Source organism: Cellulomonas sp. P2_F12, assembly GCF_056403775.1.
This window is the reverse complement of sequence record NZ_JBFUEV010000001.1, coordinates 614,423-632,172: the sequence shown is the minus strand read 5'-3', so window position 1 is coordinate 632,172 and position 17,750 is coordinate 614,423. Positions and strand designations below refer to the sequence as shown.

Genomic DNA, 17,750 nt, shown 5'->3' with positions numbered 1-17,750 from the left:
TGCGGGCGGTGGTGCAGCGGGCTAGCGTGGGAGGAGACGCCGGACCGCGCGGCCCGGCAGAGGGGAGCGGCACGGTGAGCGAGAAGGATGCGGTGAGCCGGCTGGCGGAGGCCAAGCGGCTGGTCACCCAGGAGCTGCACAAGCAGGGCACGCCCGACTACGACCCGCGGTCGCACCAGCGCGCGATCGAGGCCGAGCGCAAGGCGCAGGACGCGGTCGACGCGGAGCAGGCCGCCCAGCACTGAGCACGACCGACGCACGCCGCCGGGCCCCCGCGGGCGCGCGCCACGCCGACGTGGACGCGCGTGCGCGGGGGCCCGCGAGCATGTATCTTGATGTCGAGATAGTTCGCGACCCCGGCCCCCGTAGGCTGGGAGGTCGCACCGCCCAGCGGCCCGGGTGACCCCCATCCCCGGCAGCACCACCGGCAGACTCGCCAGCGAAGGAGCCCCCGTGAGCAGCGTCGACAGCTTCGGTTCGAAGGGAACACTGGAGGTCGGTGACGCCTCCTACGAGGTCTACCGCCTCTCGGCCGTGCCGGGGGTGGAGAAGCTCCCGTTCAGCCTCAAGGTGCTCGCCGAGAACCTCCTGCGGACCGAGGACGGCGCGAACATCACCGCCGACCACGTGCGCGCGCTCGCCGAGTGGGACCCGGACGCCCAGCCCGACACCGAGATCCAGTTCACGCCGGCCCGCGTGATCATGCAGGACTTCACCGGCGTGCCCTGCGTGGTCGACCTGGCCACCATGCGTGAGGCCGTCGTCGACCTGGGTGGCGACGCCAGCCGCATCAACCCGCTCGCGCCCGCCGAGCTGGTCATCGACCACTCCGTGCAGATCGACGTGGCCGGCCGCGCCGACGCGTTCGAGCGCAACGTGGCGCTGGAGTACGAGCGCAACCGCGAGCGCTACCAGTTCCTGCGCTGGGGCCAGACGGCGTTCGACGACTTCAAGGTCGTCCCGCCGGGAACCGGCATCGTCCACCAGGTCAACATCGAGTACCTGGCCCGCGTCGTCATGGTCCGCGACGGTCGCGCGTACCCCGACACCTGCGTCGGCACCGACTCGCACACCACGATGGTCAACGGCCTGGGCGTGCTGGGCTGGGGCGTCGGCGGCATCGAGGCCGAGGCGGCCATGCTGGGCCAGCCCGTCTCGATGCTCATCCCGCGGGTCGTCGGCTTCAAGCTGACCGGCACCATCCCGCTGGGCGTCACGGCAACCGACATCGTTCTCACCATCACGCAGAAGCTGCGCCAGCACGGCGTCGTCGGCAAGTTCGTCGAGTTCTACGGCGAGGGCGTCGCGGCCGTGCCGCTCGCCAACCGCGCCACCATCGGCAACATGAGCCCCGAGTTCGGCTCGACCGCCGCGATCTTCCCGATCGACTCCGTGACGATCGAGTACCTGCGCCTGACCGGGCGCTCCGACGAGCAGGTCGCGCTCGTCGAGGCGTACGCCAAGGAGCAGGGCATGTGGCTGGACCCGACGCTGGACAGCTACGTCCAGCCGGTGTTCTCCGAGTACCTCGAGCTCGACCTGTCGACGGTCGTCCCGTCCATCGCCGGCCCGAAGCGGCCGCAGGACCGCATCGAGCTGTCGCGGGCCAAGGAGCAGTTCCAGCGCGACCTGCCCACCTACGCCCCCGAGGTCACCAACGGGGTCGACGAGGCCGAGCGCGAGTCGTTCCCCGCGTCGGACTCGCCTGCGATCACCTCGTCGGCCATGCGCGTGTACCCGACGACCGACACGCAGGGCCGCTCGTTCGACCTGTTCCACGGCGCGGTCGCGATCGCGTCGATCACGAGCTGCACCAACACGTCGAACCCGTCGGTGATGATCGCCGCGGCGCTCGTCGCCAAGAAGGCCGTCGAGAAGGGCCTGACGGCCAAGCCGTGGGTCAAGACGTCGATGGCGCCCGGCTCGCAGGTGGTCACCAACTACTACGAGAAGGCGGGCCTCTGGCCGTACCTCGAGAAGCTGGGCTTCCACCTGGTCGGCTACGGCTGCGCCACGTGCATCGGCAACTCGGGCCCGCTGGACGAGAAGGTCTCGGAGACCGTGCAGGAGCACGACCTCGCCGTGGCCGCCGTGCTCTCGGGCAACCGCAACTTCGAGGGTCGCATCAACCCCGACATCAAGATGAACTACCTGGCCTCCCCGCCGCTGGTCATCGCGTACGCCCTGGCCGGGACCATGGACTTCGACTTCGAGTCGGACCCGCTGGGCCGCGACGAGGCCGGGCAGCCGATCTTCCTGCGGGACATCTGGCCGACGCCGGACGAGGTGCAGTCCACGATCGACGCCTCGATCGACCGCGCGATGTTCACCAAGGACTACGCCGACGTGTTCTCGGGCGACGACCGGTGGCGCGCGCTGCCGACGCCCGAGGGCGACACGTTCGAGTGGGACCAGGACTCGACCTACGTGCGCAAGCCCCCCTACTTCGACGGGATGCCGGCGCAGCCCGCGCCGGTCGTCGACTTCCACGGCGCGCGGGTGCTGGCCAAGCTGGGCGACTCGGTCACCACCGACCACATCAGCCCGGCCGGCTCGATCAAGGCAGACAGCCCCGCGGGCCTGTACCTGGCCGAGCACGGCGTGGGTCGTCGCGACTTCAACTCCTACGGCTCGCGCCGCGGGAACCACGAGGTCATGATCCGCGGCACGTTCGCCAACATCCGCCTGCGCAACCAGCTGGTCCCCGGCGTCGAGGGCGGGTTCACGCAGAACCTGCTCACCGGTGAGCAGTCGTCGATCTACGACGCCTCGCAGGCCTACCAGGCCGCCGGCATCCCGCTGGTCGTCCTGGGCGGCAAGGAGTACGGCTCGGGCTCGTCGCGCGACTGGGCCGCCAAGGGCACCAGCCTGCTGGGCGTCAAGGCGGTCATCACCGAGAGCTTCGAGCGGATCCACCGCTCCAACCTCATCGGGATGGGCGTGCTCCCGCTGCAGTTCCCGGAGGGGGAGTCGGCCGACTCCCTCGGCCTGGACGGCACCGAGACGTTCGACATCACCGGCGTCACTGCGCTGAACGAGGGCACCACGCCGAGCACGCTGGCCGTGACGGCGACGAAGGCCGACGGCACGGTCGTGGCCTTCGACGCGGTGCTCCGCATCGACACCCCCGGCGAGGCGGACTACTACCGCAACGGCGGCATCCTGCAGTACGTCCTGCGCTCGCTCGTCAAGGCCTGACGCACTCGTCCGCGAGCCCGGTCCCGGTCGGGCCGGGCTCGCGGCGTGCTCGGGCACGGGTGGCCACGCGTTGTGAGGGCGGACGGCGCGGCCTAGCCTCGCGGGATGACCGATGAGCGCCAGGTCCCGTTCGGTCCGGCCCCGCGGCCCACCAGCGACGCGGAGATCGCCGGCCGGGTCCGAGAGCTCCTCTCCACCCTCGGCGAGCCCGGTGCTCGCGGGCTGGACCAGGTGGTCGTCACCGCGTCGCTCGACGGCGCCGACATCTCGGCACTGGTCGTCGATGCCTCCGGCGTCGCGATCGATCTCGACGGACCGCACCCCGTGCGCCCCTCCGCCGTCGAGGTCGCGCACCGCGAGCCGGCGGTCCTCCACAGGCTCGAGGTCGCCGCCCACCCGGTGTCCGTCGCGGCTGTTCCCGTGGACGTCGACATCGTCATGAGCGAGGTGCCCTTCGCCTGGGCCACCAGCTCCAAGGACGAGCTGGTCATCGAGGTGCAGCCACCGTCCCAGAGCGCCCCGGTGGTGGGTACGGCCCGGTTCTCCGCGCCCCGGAAGGACATCGAGGCCGCGGCGCGGGCGATGCTCGGCGACGAGCTCAGGAAGCGAGGGTTCACGCTGACCGCCCTCGACATCGAGCTCGAGAACCTCGGGCCGCGCGCGCTGTCCGTGCGCGCCGAGGCGACGGTGAGGAAGAGCGTCGTGCGCGCCGCGGTCGAGGTGACGGCCGAGGCCCGGATCGACGACGCGCTCGTGCTCTCGGTCCGCGACGCGGAGATCTCCAGCAGCAACCCGATCGTGAGCGCGCTCGTCGCGCCGTTCCGATCGAGGATCGCGGCCGTGGCAGGCCGCAGGATCGACCTCGCCGCCCTGCTCCCGGCGGGCGTGTCCGTCACCGACGTCAGCGTCGTCGCCGGCGTCGACGACGTCGTCGTCTCCGTCGCGGTGGGGTAGCGAGCGAGGTGCGACGCCGCGGCCGTCAGGAGAGCCGGGTGCCGAACCCGCCTGCCGTGACCGTGGCGTACGAGCGGCGCACGACCTCCTCGATGACGGCCAGGTCGACCGTGTCCAGGTCCTTGACGTAGAGGCAGCCTCTGCCGAGGGTGTGCGGCCCGAGGGCCGCCAGCAGGTCGGCGTGCGCGTCGACGCCGTCGGGGAGGTAGATCGACGTCGCACCCCTGCGTGGCGAGAACCCCGCCGCGGCCATGTCGCCCTCGCGGCCCGACGGGTAGCGGTAGTGGTACGTGCCGAAGCCGATGATGCTCGGGCCCCACATCCGCGGCGGCTGCCCCGTCACGCGGGTCATGAGGGCCACCAGGCGCTCCGCGTCCCGCCGTCGCACCGGGTGGTCCACCGCCGCGATGAACGCGGCGACGTCGGCGTCGGTGGCCGTCGTCTTGTTCGGGGTGTCCGCCACGGCCTCAGTCCTCGGGCTGGGCCGGCACCACGGCGATCCCGGCGGTGGCGAGCTCGTCGAGGGCGGCGGCCGAGGAGTCAGGTGCCACACCGGCGACGAGGTCGGTCAGGACGCGCACGCCGAATCCCGCGTCCCGGGCCTCGAGCGCCGTCGCGCGGACGCAGTAGTCGGTGGCCAGGCCGACGACGTCGACGCTGTCGACCCCGTGCCGGCGCAGGGTCGTCGCCAGGTCCGCGGTGTCCTGCCCGGCGCCGAGGATGCGCCCCTCGAACCCCGAGTAGTCCTGGCGGGACTCGCCCTTGACCACCTCGACCAGGCTCTCGGCCGGCAGCCGGAGGTCCGGGTGGTACTCGGCGCCGCGGGTGTGCGCGACGCAGTGCACGGGCCAGGTGTGGACGTAGTCGGGCTCGACGCCGTCGGCCGCGAAGTGCCCGTCGTTGGTGTCGGGCAGCGGAGCGTGCCAGTCGCGGGTGGCGACGACGAGCTCGTAGTCGTCTGCGTTCGCCCTCAGGTACCCGGAGATGTCGGCGGCGACCTGGGCCCCACCCGTGACGGCCAGCGAGCCGCCCTCGCAGAAGTCGTTCTGCACGTCCACGACGATCAACGCGGTGCTCATGACGACCGGCTCCGTTCCCTCGGTGCGAGCCTAGGCCGACTCACCCGTCGGCGAGGGCCTGCGCGATCCCGTGCCGGCCGATCTCCGCGAGGGTCGGGTGGTCGACCGGGTGCATCTGCAGCATGGCCGCCATGTGCAGCGCCCAGGCCCGTGCGCGGCGCCACGTCGCGTCGTCGTACGCGAGCCGGTCCCGGAAGGCCGCCCGTCCCTCGGCGTCGAACGTCAGCCACGCGGTCGACAGGTCGGACGCCGGGTCGCCGGAGGTCACGTCCCCGAAGTCGATGACCGCCCGCAGGTGGCCGTCGTGGACCAGCAGGTTCGCCGGGTGGGGGTCGCCGTGCAGCCAGAGGGCCGGCCCGTCCCAGTCGGGCGTGGCTGCCAGCGAACGCCAGGTCTCGAGGATCCGGTCACCGTCGGGCAGGGCGAGGGCGTCGAGCCGTTCGCGCAGCGCGGGCTCGCGGGGCGCGATCGGGACGCCGCGGAACGGGTTGACCGGCGCGTCGTCGGGCGCGGGACGGTGCAGCGCGACGAACACGTCGGCCAGGTGCGTCGCCCACGGCGTGCGACCGGGCACGGGGGTGCGGTGCGCGGCCACGGCCTCGAACCACGGCACGACGCTCCACGACCACGGGTAGGTGGCCGACGGCAGCCCGACGCGGACGGGGACGGGCACGTCGACCGGGAGGCGCGGCGCCAGGACCGGCAGCCAGCGCTGCTCGTGGGCGACCAGGGGAGCGGCGATCTCGCGGACGGGGAACCGGGCGGCCAGGTGGTCGCCCAGCCGCCACAGGGCGTTGTCCCAGCCGGTGCCGGCCCAGGTCAGGGGCAGGTCGGCCAGGTCGGGGTGCTGCTCGGCCAGGAGGGCGCGGGCCAGCTGCTCCGTGACCTCGATCTCGGGGACGGGATGGACCACCTCAGCGGGCCGAGACGATGCGGTGCACGTCGTACGGCACGGACCAGCCGAGCGCGTCGAACATGCGCGCCAGCACGATCCCGGTGAACCCCCAGACCAGCAGGCCGTCGACGGTGAACGCCGGCGTCCGGACCACGCGGCCCCAGCGGGTGTGCTCGACGCTCGCGCGGTGGGCGGGGTCGAGCAGGTCCGCGACGGGGACGCGGAACACGTCGACCGTCTCGGCATGATCGACCGCGGCGACCACCGACGGCCTCGTCCACCAGGCCGGCACGGGGGTGACCAGGTGGTTGCTCACCGGGACGGGCAGCGGCGGGAGGGTGCCGAGGACGTCGACGCCGGACGGGTCCAGCCCGACCTCCTCGACCGCCTCCCGCAGGGCGGCCTCGCGCGGCCCGGCGTCGTCCGGCTCCAGGCGTCCGCCGGGGAACGCGATCTGCCCGGCGTGGTGGCCGAGCGTGCCCGAGCGGCGCTGGAGCAGCACGTCGAGGTCGCCGGCCACCGCGGGGGTGTCGGCGCGCGCGGGCAGCGCGTCCAGCACGCCGAAGAGCACCAGCACCGCGGCCGGTCGGGCCGTCGAGGGGTCCTCGAGCACGCGCGCCGGGTCCATCCGCCAGTCGATCCCGCGCGTGCACAGGTCGACCAGCTCGGCGCGCGCCCCAGGCTGCTCCGGGGTCGGGTCGGTCATCCGCGGGCCCGGACGAGCTCCCCGAAGCCGGCGAACATCTTCTCGGCGGCAGGGACCAGCCCCGGCAGGTGACGGGCCCCGGCGGCCCGGATCTCCTCGATCTCGTCCTCGCCGAGCTCGGCGACCATGTCCGGCGTCGAGAGCCAGAGGTCGAGCATCCCGGCGTCGAGCTCGGGGTGGAACTGCAGTCCGAGCGCGCTGCCGGCGCGGAACGCCTGCACGGGTGTCGCCTCCGTCGAGGCCAGGAGCGTCGCGCCCGGGGGGAGGTCGACGGCGTCGGAGTGCCAGTGCAGCACGGTCGGCCGGGTGCCCAGCGCGCCGAGCACCGGGTCCTCCACGTCGATGTCGACGGGCGCGAAGCCGATCTCGGTGGCGGCGCGCAGGTGCAGCCGGGCGCCCAGCGCGAGCGCGAGCAGCTGCATGCCGAGGCACACGCCGAGCACCGGGACGTCGGCGTCGACCGCGGCCGCGAGCAGCGCGCGCTCGGCAGCCAGCCCCGGGTGACCAGGCACGTCGTCGGCGTCCATCGGGCCGCCCATGACGACGACGCCCGAGATCTCGTCGAGCGACGGGAGCCGCGCGTCGTCGAGGTCGATCACCGTGCGGACCCGAATCGGCGCGTCGAGGCCGCGGGCGATGAGGCCCGGGCCCTCGTGCGGCGCGTGCGTGACCACGAGGACGGGACGCATCGCGCTCACCACCCGTCGGGCAGCGGACGCCCCTCCTCATAGCCCGCGGCCGACTGGATGCCGACGACCGCGCGCTCGTGGAGCTCGTCGATCGACGTCGCGCCGACGTACGTCGCCGCCGAGCGGACGCCCGCTGTGATGGTGTCGATGAGGTCCTCGACGCCGGGCCGGCGGGGGTCCAGGAACATCCGTGAGGACGAGATGCCCTCCTCGTACAGCCCCTTGCGCGCCCGGTCGAACGCCGAGCCGCCGCGGGTGCGGGCGGCCACGGCACGCGCCGACGCCATGCCGAACGACTCCTTGTAGAGCCGGCCGTTGCCGTCCTCGTGCAGGTCGCCGGGGGACTCGTGCGTCCCCGCGAACCACGAGCCGACCATGACCTGCGACGCGCCGGCGGCCAGCGCGAGGGCGACGTCGCGCGGGTGCCGCACGCCGCCGTCGGCCCACACGTGCTTGCCCAGGCGGCGGGCCTCGGCCGCGCACTCGAGCACGGCGGAGAACTGCGGGCGGCCCACCGCGGTCATCATGCGCGTGGTGCACATGGCGCCGGGGCCGACGCCGACCTTGACGATGTCCGCGCCGGCGGCGATGAGGTCGCGCGTGCCCTCGGCGGTGACGACGTTGCCCGCCACGACCGGCACCTGCGGGTCGAGCGAGCGGACCGCGCCGAGCGCGTCGAGCATCTTGCGCTGGTGGCCGTGCGCCGTGTCCACGACGAGCACGTCGACCCCGGCCTCGAGCAGCTCGAGGGCCTTCTGCTTGACGTCGCCGTTGATCCCGACGGCCGCCGCGACGCGCAGGCGCCCGTCCGCGTCGACGGCCGGCTGGTAGATCGACGAGCGCAGCGCGCCGACCTGCGTGAGCACGCCGACCAGCTCGCCGTCGCGCACGACGGGGGAGAACTTGCGGCGCGAGGCGTGCAGCTGCTCGAACGCCGCCTCGAGGCCACGCAGGCCGCCCTGCTCGACCACGGACAGGTCGACGGTGCTGGGCTGGGCGCTCATCACCTCGGAGACCTGGGTGAAGCGGTCCACGCCGCCGCAGTCGGCCTCGGTGACCACGCCGACCGGCTTGCCGTCCTCGACCACGACGGCGGCGCCGTGCGCGCGCTTGCCGATGAGCGTCAGCGCGGTGTGCACGGTGTCGTGCGGGCTGACGACGACGGCGCTCTCGATCACGGTGTGGCGCGCCTTGACGGACGAGACCACCTCGGCCACGACGTCGGTGGGCACGTCCTGCGGGAGGACGGTGATGCCGCCGCGACGGGCGACCGTCTCGGCCATCCGACGGCCGGCGACGGCGGTCATGTTGGCGACGACGATCGGGACGGTGGTGCCGGTCCCGTCGACGGCCGTGAGGTCGACGTCGAAGCGGGAGGCGACCTCGGAACGCGACGGGACGAGGAATACGTCTCCGTAGGTGAGGTCTGAGGTGGCCGCGTGGCCAGGCAGGAAGCGCATGGGTGTTCCCCTTTCCGGTCCATGGTAGTCGCTCGGGGGCGGCTCTTCACGGGGCCTCCACACGGGCCTGACCTGCACGAGAGGATGCCGGAGGCTGGGTCGGCCTACAGTGTGGGCACAGCTTTCGGCGTCCGCACCGTGCGGCATCGTCGCCGCACACCGGAGGAGGTGGCACCACCATGGGTCAGCTCGACCACATCAGCTCCCCGGACGACGTGCGCCGGCTCACCTCGCGCCAGGCCGACGACCTCGCCGCCGAGATCCGCGCGTTCCTGGTCGACCAGGTCTCGCGCACCGGTGGGCACCTCGGTCCGAACCTCGGCGTCGTCGAGCTCACGATCGCGATGCACCGGGTCTTCGAGTCGCCGCTGGACACCATGGTGTTCGACACCGGCCACCAGGCCTACGTGCACAAGCTGCTCACGGGCCGCCGCGACTTCTCCCGGCTGCGCAGCAAGGGCGGCCTCTCGGGCTACCCCAGCCGCGCCGAGTCGGAGCACGACGTCGTCGAGAACTCGCACGCGTCGACGGCCCTGAGCTGGGCCGACGGGATCGCGAAGGCGAACCAGCTGCAGGGCCGTGCGGACCGGCACGTCGTCGCGGTGATCGGCGACGGCGCTCTGACGGGCGGCATGGCCTGGGAGGCGCTGAACAACATCGCCGCCGGCCAGGACCGCCGGCTCGTCGTCGTCGTCAACGACAACGGCCGCTCCTACGCGCCGACCATCGGCGGGCTCGCCCACCACCTCGACACCCTCCGCACCACGCGCGGCTACGAGAACGTGCTGTCGTGGGGCAAGCGGACGCTGCGGAAGTCGGGACCGCCGGGACGGATGACGTACGACGCGCTGCACGCCATGAAGCAGGGCCTCAAGGACGTGCTGGTCCCGCAGGGCATGTTCGAGGACCTCGGCATCAAGTACGTCGGCCCCGTCGACGGGCACGACGTGCAGGCGGTCGAGCGGGCGCTGCGCAACGCGAAGGCGTTCGGCGGTCCCGTGATCGTGCACGTCATCACCGAGAAGGGCCGCGGGTACGTCCCGGCCGAGCAGGACGTCGCGGACCGGTTCCACGCGGTCGGCAAGATCCACCCCGAGACCGGTCTGCCCGTGGCGCCGTCGCGGTTCGAGTGGACCAGCGTGTTCGCCGACGAGCTGCTGCGCATCGGGCGCCGACGCCCCGACGTCGTCGCCATCACGGCGGCGATGCTCCAGCCGGTCGGGCTCGCGCCGTTCGCCGCCGAGTTCCCCGAGCGCGTGTTCGACGTCGGCATCGCCGAGCAGCACGCCGCGACGTCGGCGGCCGGCATGGCGTTCGGCGGCCTGCACCCCGTCGTCGCCGTCTACGCGACGTTCCTCAACCGCGCCTTCGACCAGGTGCTCATGGACGTCGCGCTGCACAAGGCCGGCGTCACGTTCGTGCTCGACCGCGCGGGGCTGACCGGCTCCGACGGCGCGAGCCACAACGGCATGTGGGACATGGCCATGCTCGGCGTGGTGCCCGGCCTGCGGCTCGCGGCCCCGCGCGACGAGGAGACGCTGCGCGACGCCCTGCGCACCGCGGTCGACGTCGACGACGCCCCCACGGTCGTGCGCTACCCCAAGGGGGCGCTGGTCGACCCCGTGCCGGCCATCGACCACCTGGACGGCATCGACGTGCTCGCCCGGCACGACGGCCCCGTCGACGCGCCGCACGTGCTGGTCATCGGGTACGGCGCCATGGCACCGACCGCGCTCGAGACCGCCGAGCTGCTCGCCGCGCACGGCCTGCGGGTGACGGTCGTCGACCCGCGCTGGGTCATGCCGGTCTCGGGGGCGCTCACCAAGCTCGTCGGCGACCACGACCACGTGGTCACCATCGAGGACGGCGTCATCGACGGGGGCCTCGGCTCGCACCTCGCACAGCGGTCCCGCGAGGCCGGCATCGGGACCCCGGTGGAGGCGTTCGGCATCCCGCGGGCGTTCCTGGACCACGCGACCCGTGAGCAGCTGGTGACCGAGCTGAGGCTGCACCCGGCGGACATCGCGCGCGACACGCTTGCCGCCCTAGGACGAACGACCTGACCACGGCGAGGCCTTAGGTCCCGTGCTTCTGGCCCCGGGACTTCGTAGCGTGGAGACATCGACTACGTCGGAGGAGCACGAGATGTCCACCAGCACACTGTCCGCGAACCAGCGCCACGAGTCATCCTCGAACCCGGCCTGGTACGGCTTCGCCACCGGACCGTGGACGGACCGGATCGACGTGCGGGACTTCATCCAGCGCAACTACACGCCGTACACCGGTGACGCGGAGTTCCTCGCCGGCCCGACGGACCGCACGACGGCCCTCTGGGCGCGGCTGACCGCGATGTTCCCGGCGGAGCGCGCGCGCGGCGTCTACGACATCGACCCGCACACGCCCTCGTCGATCACCTCGCACGAGCCGGGCTACATCGACCGCCACCACGAGCTGATCGTGGGCCTGCAGACCGACGCGCCGCTCAAGCGCGCGATCATGCCCAACGGCGGCTACCGGATGGTCGAGAAGGCGCTGGAGACCTACGGGGTCGCGCCCGACCCGATCGTCGGCGAGATCTTCACCAAGTACCGCAAGACCCACAACGACGGCGTGTTCGACGTCTACCCGCCGGCCGTGCGCGCGGCACGTTCCGCGCACCTCATCACGGGCCTGCCGGACGCGTACGGCCGCGGCCGGATCATCGGCGACTACCGTCGCGTCCCGCTGTACGGCGTCGACGCGCTCATCGCCGCCAAGCGCGAGGACCGCGCCGACCTGGACCGCGGGCGCTCGTCCGAGGGCATCATCCGGGACCGCGAGGAGAACGCCGAGCAGATCCGCGCACTGCAGGAGCTCAAGGTCATGGCCGCGTCCTACGGCTACGACATCTCGGGTCCTGCGGTGACGGCGCGCGAGGCCGTGCAGTGGCTCTACTTCGCCTACCTGGGCGCGGTGAAGGAGCAGAACGGCGCGGCGATGTCGCTGGGCCGGACCTCGACCTTCCTCGACGTCTACCTGCAGCGGGACATCGCCGCCGGGTGCCTGACGGAGGAGGGTGCGCAGGAGCTGATCGACGACATGGTCATCAAGCTGCGCATCGTGCGGTTCCTGCGCACGCCCGAGTACGACGAGCTGTTCTCCGGCGACCCGACGTGGGTCACCGAGGCCATCGGCGGGATGGGCCAGGACGGCCGCCCGCTGGTCACCCGGACCTCGTTCCGGTACCTGCAGACGCTCTACAACCTGGGCCCGGCTCCCGAGCCGAACCTGACCGTGTTCTGGAGCGACCGCCTGCCGGTCGGGTTCAAGCGCTTCTGCACGCAGGTCTCCGTCGACACCTCCGCGCTGCAGTACGAGTCCGACGACCTCATCCGTGAGTCGTGGGGCGACGACGCCGCGATCGCCTGCTGCGTCTCGCCGATGCGGGTGGGCAAGCAGATGCAGTTCTTCGGCGCGCGGGTCAACCTGGCCAAGGCGCTGCTCTACGCCATCAACGGCGGGCGCGACGAGCTGACCGGCAAGCAGGTGGCCCCTCCGGCCGCCGCCGTGGTCGGCGACGTGCTCGACTACGACGACGTCGTCGCCAAGCTGGACGGCACGCTGGACTGGCTGGCCGAGACGTACGTCGACGCGCTCAACTGCGTGCACTTCATGCACGACAAGTACGCGTACGAGCGCCTCGAGATGGCCCTGCACGACCGCGAGGTGCTGCGGACCATGGCCTGCGGGATCGCCGGCCTCTCCGTGGTCGCCGACTCGCTCTCGGCCATCCGCTACGCGCAGGTCCACCCCGTGCGGACCGTCGACGGGCTCGTCACCGACTACGTGGTGGACGGCGACTACCCGGCCTACGGCAACGACGACGACCGCGCCGACGACATCGCCGTGTGGCTGGTGCAGACGTTCATGACCAAGCTGCGCCAGACGCCCACCTACCGCGACGCCGTGCACACGCAGTCCGTGCTGACGATCACGTCCAACGTGGTCTACGGGAAGTCGACGGGCTCGACGCCCGACGGTCGGCGCGCCGGTCAGCCGTTCGCGCCCGGCGCCAACCCGATGAACGGGCGCGACGCGCACGGCATGCTGGCCTCCGCGCTCTCCGTGGCGAAGCTGCCGTACGCCGACGCGATGGACGGGATCTCGCTCACGTCGTCCGTCGTCCCGACGGGCCTCGGCCGCACCCGCGACGAGCAGGTGACCAACCTGGTCGGCCTCCTCGACGCGTACATGATGTCCTCGGGCTACCACCTGAACATCAACGTGCTGAACCGCGAGACGCTCGAGGACGCCATGGAGCACCCCGAGCTGTACCCGCAGCTGACCATCCGGGTGTCCGGGTACGCGGTCAACTTCGTGCGGCTCACGCGCGAGCAGCAGCTCGACGTGCTGTCGCGCACCTTCCACGGCTCCGTGTGAGTGCGACGATGACCACCCAGGTGCACGAGCCGGCGCCGCTGCCGGCCGTGCACCTGGGCATGCCCAGGTCCCGGCGCGGCACCGAGGGGCTCTCCACGGTCGAGCTCGACCACGCGGCACGCGTGAAGGCGCTGCGGTCCGGCGAGCTCGGGTCCGTGCACTCGTGGGAGCTGGTGACGGCGGTCGACGGTCCCGGCACCCGGCTCACGGTGTTCCTGGCCGGCTGCCCGCTGCGCTGCCTGTACTGCCACAACCCCGACACCATGCAGATGCGGCGTGGGACGGACGTGACGGCCGACGAGATCCTCGCCCGCGTGAAGCGCTACCGCGGGGTGTTCGCGGCGACGGGCGGCGGCCTGACGATCTCGGGCGGCGAGCCCCTGATGCAGCCCGCCTTCGTGGCGCGCCTGCTCCGCGGCGCCCGGGCCATGGGCGTGCCGACCGCGCTGGACACGTCCGGGTTCCTGGGCGCGCACTGCACGGACGAGATGCTCGACGACGTCGACCTGGTGCTGCTCGACATCAAGTCCGGCCTGCCCGAGACCTACCGGCAGGTGACCGGTCGTGCGCTGCAGCCCACGCTCGACTTCGCCGCCCGACTGCGGGACCGTGGCGTCCGGATCTGGGTCCGCTTCGTGCTGGTCCCGGGCCTGACCGACGCGCCCGAGAACGTCGAGGCGGTCGCGGGTCACGTCGAGGCGATCCGCGACGTGGTCGACCGCGTCGAGGTGCTGCCCTTCCACCAGATGGGTCGGGACAAGTGGGAGGAGCTCGGGATGCGGTACGAGCTGGAGACGACCCAGCCCCCGACCCCGGAGCTCGTCGAGCGCGTGCGCGCGACGTTCCGGGACCGAGGGCTGAGCGTCTACTGACCCCTAGACGGCGGGCACGTTCGCGACGCCGTCCGGCAGGATGCGCCGACCGAGCACGCGCTCGGAGTAGCCCGTGCGGTCCAGGTACGGCGTGAGCCCACCGAGGTGGAAGCCCCAGCCGGCGCCGAGGATCATGCAGAGGTCGATCTGCTGCGGGGTGGCGACGACGCCCTCCTCGAGCATGTGCCCGACCTCGACGGTCAGGGCCGACAGGACGCTGTCGAGCACGCCGGCCTCGTCGAGCGGGGTGCCGCCGGTACCCGAGGCGTCGAACACGGCCTGGATGGCGGGGTCGACCGGCTTGGGCAGACCCTTGGCCTTCGCCGGCAGGACGACGGTGGTGCCGTCGGCGACCAGCTTCTCCAGGCCGGGGGAGCGCGGGAACCGGTCGCCCAGCTCCTCGCGCAGCGACGTGAGCACGTGCAGGCCCACGGCGGGTCCGACCAGGTCGAACAGCTCGAACGGCGGCATCGGCAGGCCGAGGGGCCGCAGCGCGCGGTCCGCGACCTCGACCGGCGTGCCCTTCTCGACGGCGTCGACGATCACGCCGAGCAGCAGGACGAGCAGCCGGTTGACGACGAAGCCCGGGCGGTCCGCCACCAGGACGGCCGTCTTGCGCAGCTTGGCGGCGACGGCGAACCCGGTGGCCAGCGCCTCGAGCGACGTGCGCTCGGCCTGCACGACCTCGACCAGCGGCATCGCGGCCACGGGGTTGAAGAAGTGCAGACCGACGACGCGCTCGGGGTGCTGCAGGTCGGCGGCCATGGCGCTCACGCTCAGCGCCGACGTGTTCGTCGCCAGGATCGCCGTCGGGGCGATGACCGTCTCCAGCTCGGCGAAGACCTTCTTCTTGAGGTCGAGGATCTCGGTGACGGCCTCGATGACGAGGTCGCACGACGCGAACTCGGCCAGGTCCGTCGTGCCGTGGATCGACCCGATCAGCCGGGAGGCGGCGGACTCGCTCATCCGGCCCGTCGACGTGAGGCGCTCGACCGAGGACCGGACCGCGGCCAGGCCCTTGTCGACGCGCTCCTGGTCGAGGTCCCGCATGACCACCGGCACGCCGAGGCGCTGCGCGAACAGCATCGCGATCTGCGCGGCCATGAGCCCCGCGCCGACGATGCCGACGCGCGTGACCGGCTGCGCGAGGCCGCGGTCGGGCGCGCCGACCGGCTTCTTGCCGCCGGAGACCAGCCCGAACGCGTAGACGGACGCGCGCATCTCGTCGCTCATGATCAGGTCGGCGAGCGCCTCGTCCTCCGCCTCGAACGCCTCGGCGCGGGTCGCCGTGCGGGCCTCCGCGACCAGGTCGAGCGCGCGGTACGGCGCCGGGCGCGAGCGGTTGATCACCGCGTCGAGCCGCTGGCGCGCGGCGGCGACGACGCCGTCCCAGACCTCGGCGGAGTCGAGCTCGCGGCGCTCGACGACGACCTCGCCGGTCACCACGCGGGCGGCCCAGCGGATCGACTCCTCGAGGAAGTCGGCCGGGTCGAGCACGACGTCCATGAGGCCGATCTGCGCGGCCTCCTTGGCGGCGAACGGCTTGTTGGCCGCCGGGCGCGTGAGGATGACGTCGAGAGCCTTCTCGACCCCGACGAGCCGCGGCACGATGTACGCGCCGCCCCAGCCGGGGACCAGGCCGAGGCCGGTCTCGGGGAGGGCGAGCGCGCGGACGTCGGACGCGACGGTGCGGTAGTCGCAGTTCAGCGCCAGCTCGAGGCCGCCACCGAGGGCGACGCCGTTGACGAACGCGAACGTCGGGACGCCCATGGTGTGCAGCAGCTCGTAGGCCGCGTGACCGCCCTGCCCGAGCCCGAGCGCGGTCTCGCGCCCCGGGATGGTGCCGATCTGCGTCAGGTCGGCGCCGGCGGCCAGGTAGTACGGCTTGCCGGTGACGGCGACGGCGACGATCTCGCCGGCCGCGACACGCGCCTGCACGGCGGTGAGCGTCGCGGCGAGCTCGGCGATGCCCTGGGCGCCGAACGTGGTCGGCTTCGTGTGGTCCAGGCCGTTGTCGATGGTGACGAGCGCCAGCGTGCCGGCGCCTCCGGGCAGGGTGACGTCGCGGGCGATCGCGTGGCTGACGCGCTCGGGGCGCAGGTCCGTGGTCGTGCTCACTTGGCGTCCCCCTCGAAGGGCTCGTAGTCGGCGTGGTGCGGGTTCTCCCAGATGACGGTCCCGCCCTGGCCCAGTCCCACGCACATGGTGGTCAGGCCGTAGCGGACGTCCGGGTTCTCCTCGAACTGTCGGGCCAGCTGCGTCATCAGGCGCACGCCCGACGAGGCCAGCGGGTGGCCCACGGCGATCGCGCCGCCGTACTGGTTGACGCGCGGGTCGTCGTCGGCGATGCCGAAGGCGTCGAGGAAGGCGAGCACCTGGACGGCGAACGCCTCGTTGATCTCGAACAGGCCGATGTCCTCGATCGACAGGCCGGCGCGGTCGAGGGCCTTTACCGTAGCCGGGACCGGGCCGATGCCCATGATCTCGGGCTCCACGCCGGCGTACGCGAACGAGACCATGCGCATCCGGGTGGGCAGGCCCAGCTCGGCGGCCGTGTCCTCGGCGGCGAGCAGGCACGAGGCGGCGCCGTCGGTGAGCGGGGCTGCGGTGCCGGCGGTGACGCGACCGCCCGCGCGGAACGGCGTCGACAGCTTCTGGATCGCCTCGACGGTGGTGCCGGGGCGCGGGGGCTCGTCGGCGGTGGCCAGTCCCCAGCCGTTCTCGGGGTCGCGCAGCGCGACGGGGACGAGGTCGGGCTCGATCTTGCCGGCGGCCAGCGCGGCGGCGTACTTGTCCTGGCTGGCGACGCCGTACGCGTCGGACCGCTCGCGGGTCAGGGCCGGGAACTTGTCGTGCAGGTTCTCGGCGGTGACGCCCATGTTGAGGGCGTCGTTGGCGACCAGGCGCTCGGAAAGGAAGCGCGGGTTCGGGTCCGCGTCGAAGCCCATCGGGTGGTGGCCCATGTGCTCGACGCCGCCGGCGAGCGCGATGTCCTGCGCACCGACGCCGATCGCGGCGGCCGTGTTGGTGACGGCGGTCATCGCGCCGGCGCACATGCGGTCGATCGCGTACCCGGGGACGGAGCGGGGCAGGCCCGCCAGCACGCCGACGGTGCGGCCGAGCGTCAGGCCCTGGTCGCCCTGCTGCGTGGTCGCGGCGATGGCGACCTCGTCGATGCGCTCGGGCGGCAGCTCGGGGTGGCGGCGCAGGAGCTCGCGGACGGTCTTGACCGACAGGTCGTCGGCACGGGTGTGGGCGTACAACCCGTCCTTGCGCGCGCGGCCGAACGGGGTGCGGACCCCGTCGACGAAGACGACGCGGCGGACGAGCGACGCGGGACGGGCTGATGCGGTGGGCATCGATCCTCCAGGCGGGACGGCAGTGTCCGACAGGCTCCGCGACAGCGGGCCCGCGACGGCCGACGCTACCGGGGTGGTCCCGGTCGTGCCAGCCGTAAGTTACCGAAGAGTAACACCGG

At 72.7% G+C, this 17,750-nt stretch carries 14 protein-coding genes; 6 read left to right on the top strand and 8 right to left on the bottom strand.

The genetic code is table 11. The features are described 5' to 3' along the window. Positions 1 to 74: 74 nt before the first annotated feature. From AC1DWH_RS02900 to AC1DWH_RS02890, 3 genes are all read left to right on the top strand, one after another. A complete protein-coding gene (locus AC1DWH_RS02900; protein ID WP_477092401.1) occupies positions 75 to 245 on the top strand; it encodes a translation initiation factor 2 in 171 nt (56 codons plus the stop codon). A gap of 208 nt (positions 246 to 453) precedes the next feature. Further along, positions 454 to 3,198 (top strand): aconitate hydratase AcnA, encoded by a 2,745-nt coding sequence (acnA, locus tag AC1DWH_RS02895; protein WP_477092400.1) that lies wholly within the window; start codon positions 454 to 456, stop codon positions 3,196 to 3,198. Positions 3,199 to 3,303: 105 nt separating this feature from the next. Then, positions 3,304 to 4,152, top strand: coding sequence for a hypothetical protein (locus AC1DWH_RS02890; RefSeq protein ID WP_477092399.1), 849 nt, complete (start codon positions 3,304 to 3,306; stop codon positions 4,150 to 4,152). 25 nt (positions 4,153 to 4,177) lie between these two features. On the opposite strand, the gene AC1DWH_RS02885 is transcribed toward AC1DWH_RS02890, so the two are convergent. The 6 genes from AC1DWH_RS02885 to AC1DWH_RS02860 are packed head-to-tail and all read right to left on the bottom strand — an operon-like array spanning position 4,178 to position 8,981. Beyond that, positions 4,178 to 4,615, bottom strand: a complete 438-nt coding sequence (locus AC1DWH_RS02885) for a DUF1801 domain-containing protein (RefSeq protein ID WP_477092398.1) — start codon at positions 4,613 to 4,615, stop codon at positions 4,178 to 4,180. A gap of 4 nt (positions 4,616 to 4,619) precedes the next feature. Further along, positions 4,620 to 5,231, bottom strand: a complete 612-nt coding sequence (locus AC1DWH_RS02880; RefSeq protein ID WP_477092397.1) for an isochorismatase family protein — start codon at positions 5,229 to 5,231, stop codon at positions 4,620 to 4,622. 40 nt (positions 5,232 to 5,271) lie between these two features. Beyond that, a complete protein-coding gene (locus tag AC1DWH_RS02875; RefSeq protein WP_477092396.1) occupies positions 5,272 to 6,144 on the bottom strand; it encodes an aminoglycoside phosphotransferase family protein in 873 nt (290 codons plus the stop codon). Between the two features lies 1 nt (position 6,145). After that, positions 6,146 to 6,832, bottom strand: a complete 687-nt coding sequence (locus tag AC1DWH_RS02870) for an NUDIX hydrolase (RefSeq protein WP_477092395.1) — start codon at positions 6,830 to 6,832, stop codon at positions 6,146 to 6,148. Further along, entirely contained in the window at positions 6,829 to 7,521 is a 693-nt protein-coding gene (locus tag AC1DWH_RS02865) for a type 1 glutamine amidotransferase (RefSeq protein ID WP_456843930.1), read from the bottom strand. Before AC1DWH_RS02865 ends, AC1DWH_RS02870 begins: the two co-directional genes overlap by 4 nt. Positions 7,522 to 7,526: 5 nt before the next feature. Next, positions 7,527 to 8,981 (bottom strand): GuaB1 family IMP dehydrogenase-related protein, encoded by a 1,455-nt coding sequence (locus AC1DWH_RS02860; protein ID WP_477092394.1) that lies wholly within the window; start codon positions 8,979 to 8,981, stop codon positions 7,527 to 7,529. A gap of 179 nt (positions 8,982 to 9,160) precedes the next feature. Between AC1DWH_RS02860 and dxs the strand changes: the two genes are divergently transcribed. The 3 genes from dxs to pflA all read left to right on the top strand — a co-directional run bounded on the left by dxs (position 9,161) and on the right by pflA (position 14,272). Continuing rightward, positions 9,161 to 11,044 carry a 1-deoxy-D-xylulose-5-phosphate synthase gene (dxs, locus tag AC1DWH_RS02855; protein ID WP_477092393.1) on the top strand — a complete coding sequence of 628 codons (1,884 nt, stop codon included), beginning with the start codon at positions 9,161 to 9,163 and terminating at the stop codon, positions 11,042 to 11,044. Between the two features lie 82 nt (positions 11,045 to 11,126). Continuing rightward, entirely contained in the window at positions 11,127 to 13,400 is a 2,274-nt protein-coding gene (gene pflB / locus AC1DWH_RS02850; RefSeq protein ID WP_477092392.1) for a formate C-acetyltransferase, read from the top strand. Between the two features lie 8 nt (positions 13,401 to 13,408). Beyond that, positions 13,409 to 14,272, top strand: a complete 864-nt coding sequence (pflA, locus tag AC1DWH_RS02845) for a pyruvate formate-lyase-activating protein (RefSeq protein ID WP_477092391.1) — start codon at positions 13,409 to 13,411, stop codon at positions 14,270 to 14,272. Between the two features lie 3 nt (positions 14,273 to 14,275). Here pflA and AC1DWH_RS02840 read toward each other — a convergent pair whose 3' ends face one another. Both AC1DWH_RS02840 and AC1DWH_RS02835 read right to left on the bottom strand, forming a co-directional pair. Continuing rightward, complete coding sequence (locus AC1DWH_RS02840; RefSeq protein WP_477092390.1) at positions 14,276 to 16,390, bottom strand: 3-hydroxyacyl-CoA dehydrogenase NAD-binding domain-containing protein; 2,115 nt, start codon at positions 16,388 to 16,390, stop codon at positions 14,276 to 14,278. After that, on the bottom strand, positions 16,387 to 17,631 hold the full coding sequence (locus tag AC1DWH_RS02835) for a thiolase family protein (RefSeq protein ID WP_477092389.1): 1,245 nt from the start codon (positions 17,629 to 17,631) through the stop codon (positions 16,387 to 16,389). Before AC1DWH_RS02835 ends, AC1DWH_RS02840 begins: the two co-directional genes overlap by 4 nt. Positions 17,632 to 17,750 lie beyond the last annotated feature (119 nt).

Excerpts from the sequence above, each read along its gene's own strand:
- AC1DWH_RS02890 (WP_477092399.1), top strand. The coding sequence starts at position 3,304 with ATGACCGATGAGCGCCAGGTCCCGTTCGGTCCGGCCCCGCGGCCCACC.
- AC1DWH_RS02880 (WP_477092397.1), bottom strand. The coding sequence starts at position 5,231 with ATGAGCACCGCGTTGATCGTCGTGGACGTGCAGAACGACTTCTGCGAG.
- AC1DWH_RS02870 (WP_477092395.1), bottom strand. The coding sequence starts at position 6,832 with ATGACCGACCCGACCCCGGAGCAGCCTGGGGCGCGCGCCGAGCTGGTC.
- AC1DWH_RS02865 (WP_456843930.1), bottom strand. The coding sequence starts at position 7,521 with ATGCGTCCCGTCCTCGTGGTCACGCACGCGCCGCACGAGGGCCCGGGC.
- AC1DWH_RS02860 (WP_477092394.1), bottom strand. The coding sequence starts at position 8,981 with ATGCGCTTCCTGCCTGGCCACGCGGCCACCTCAGACCTCACCTACGGA.
- dxs (WP_477092393.1), top strand. The coding sequence starts at position 9,161 with ATGGGTCAGCTCGACCACATCAGCTCCCCGGACGACGTGCGCCGGCTC.
- pflB (WP_477092392.1), top strand. The coding sequence starts at position 11,127 with ATGTCCACCAGCACACTGTCCGCGAACCAGCGCCACGAGTCATCCTCG.
- pflA (WP_477092391.1), top strand. The coding sequence starts at position 13,409 with ATGACCACCCAGGTGCACGAGCCGGCGCCGCTGCCGGCCGTGCACCTG.
- AC1DWH_RS02835 (WP_477092389.1), bottom strand. The coding sequence starts at position 17,631 with ATGCCCACCGCATCAGCCCGTCCCGCGTCGCTCGTCCGCCGCGTCGTC.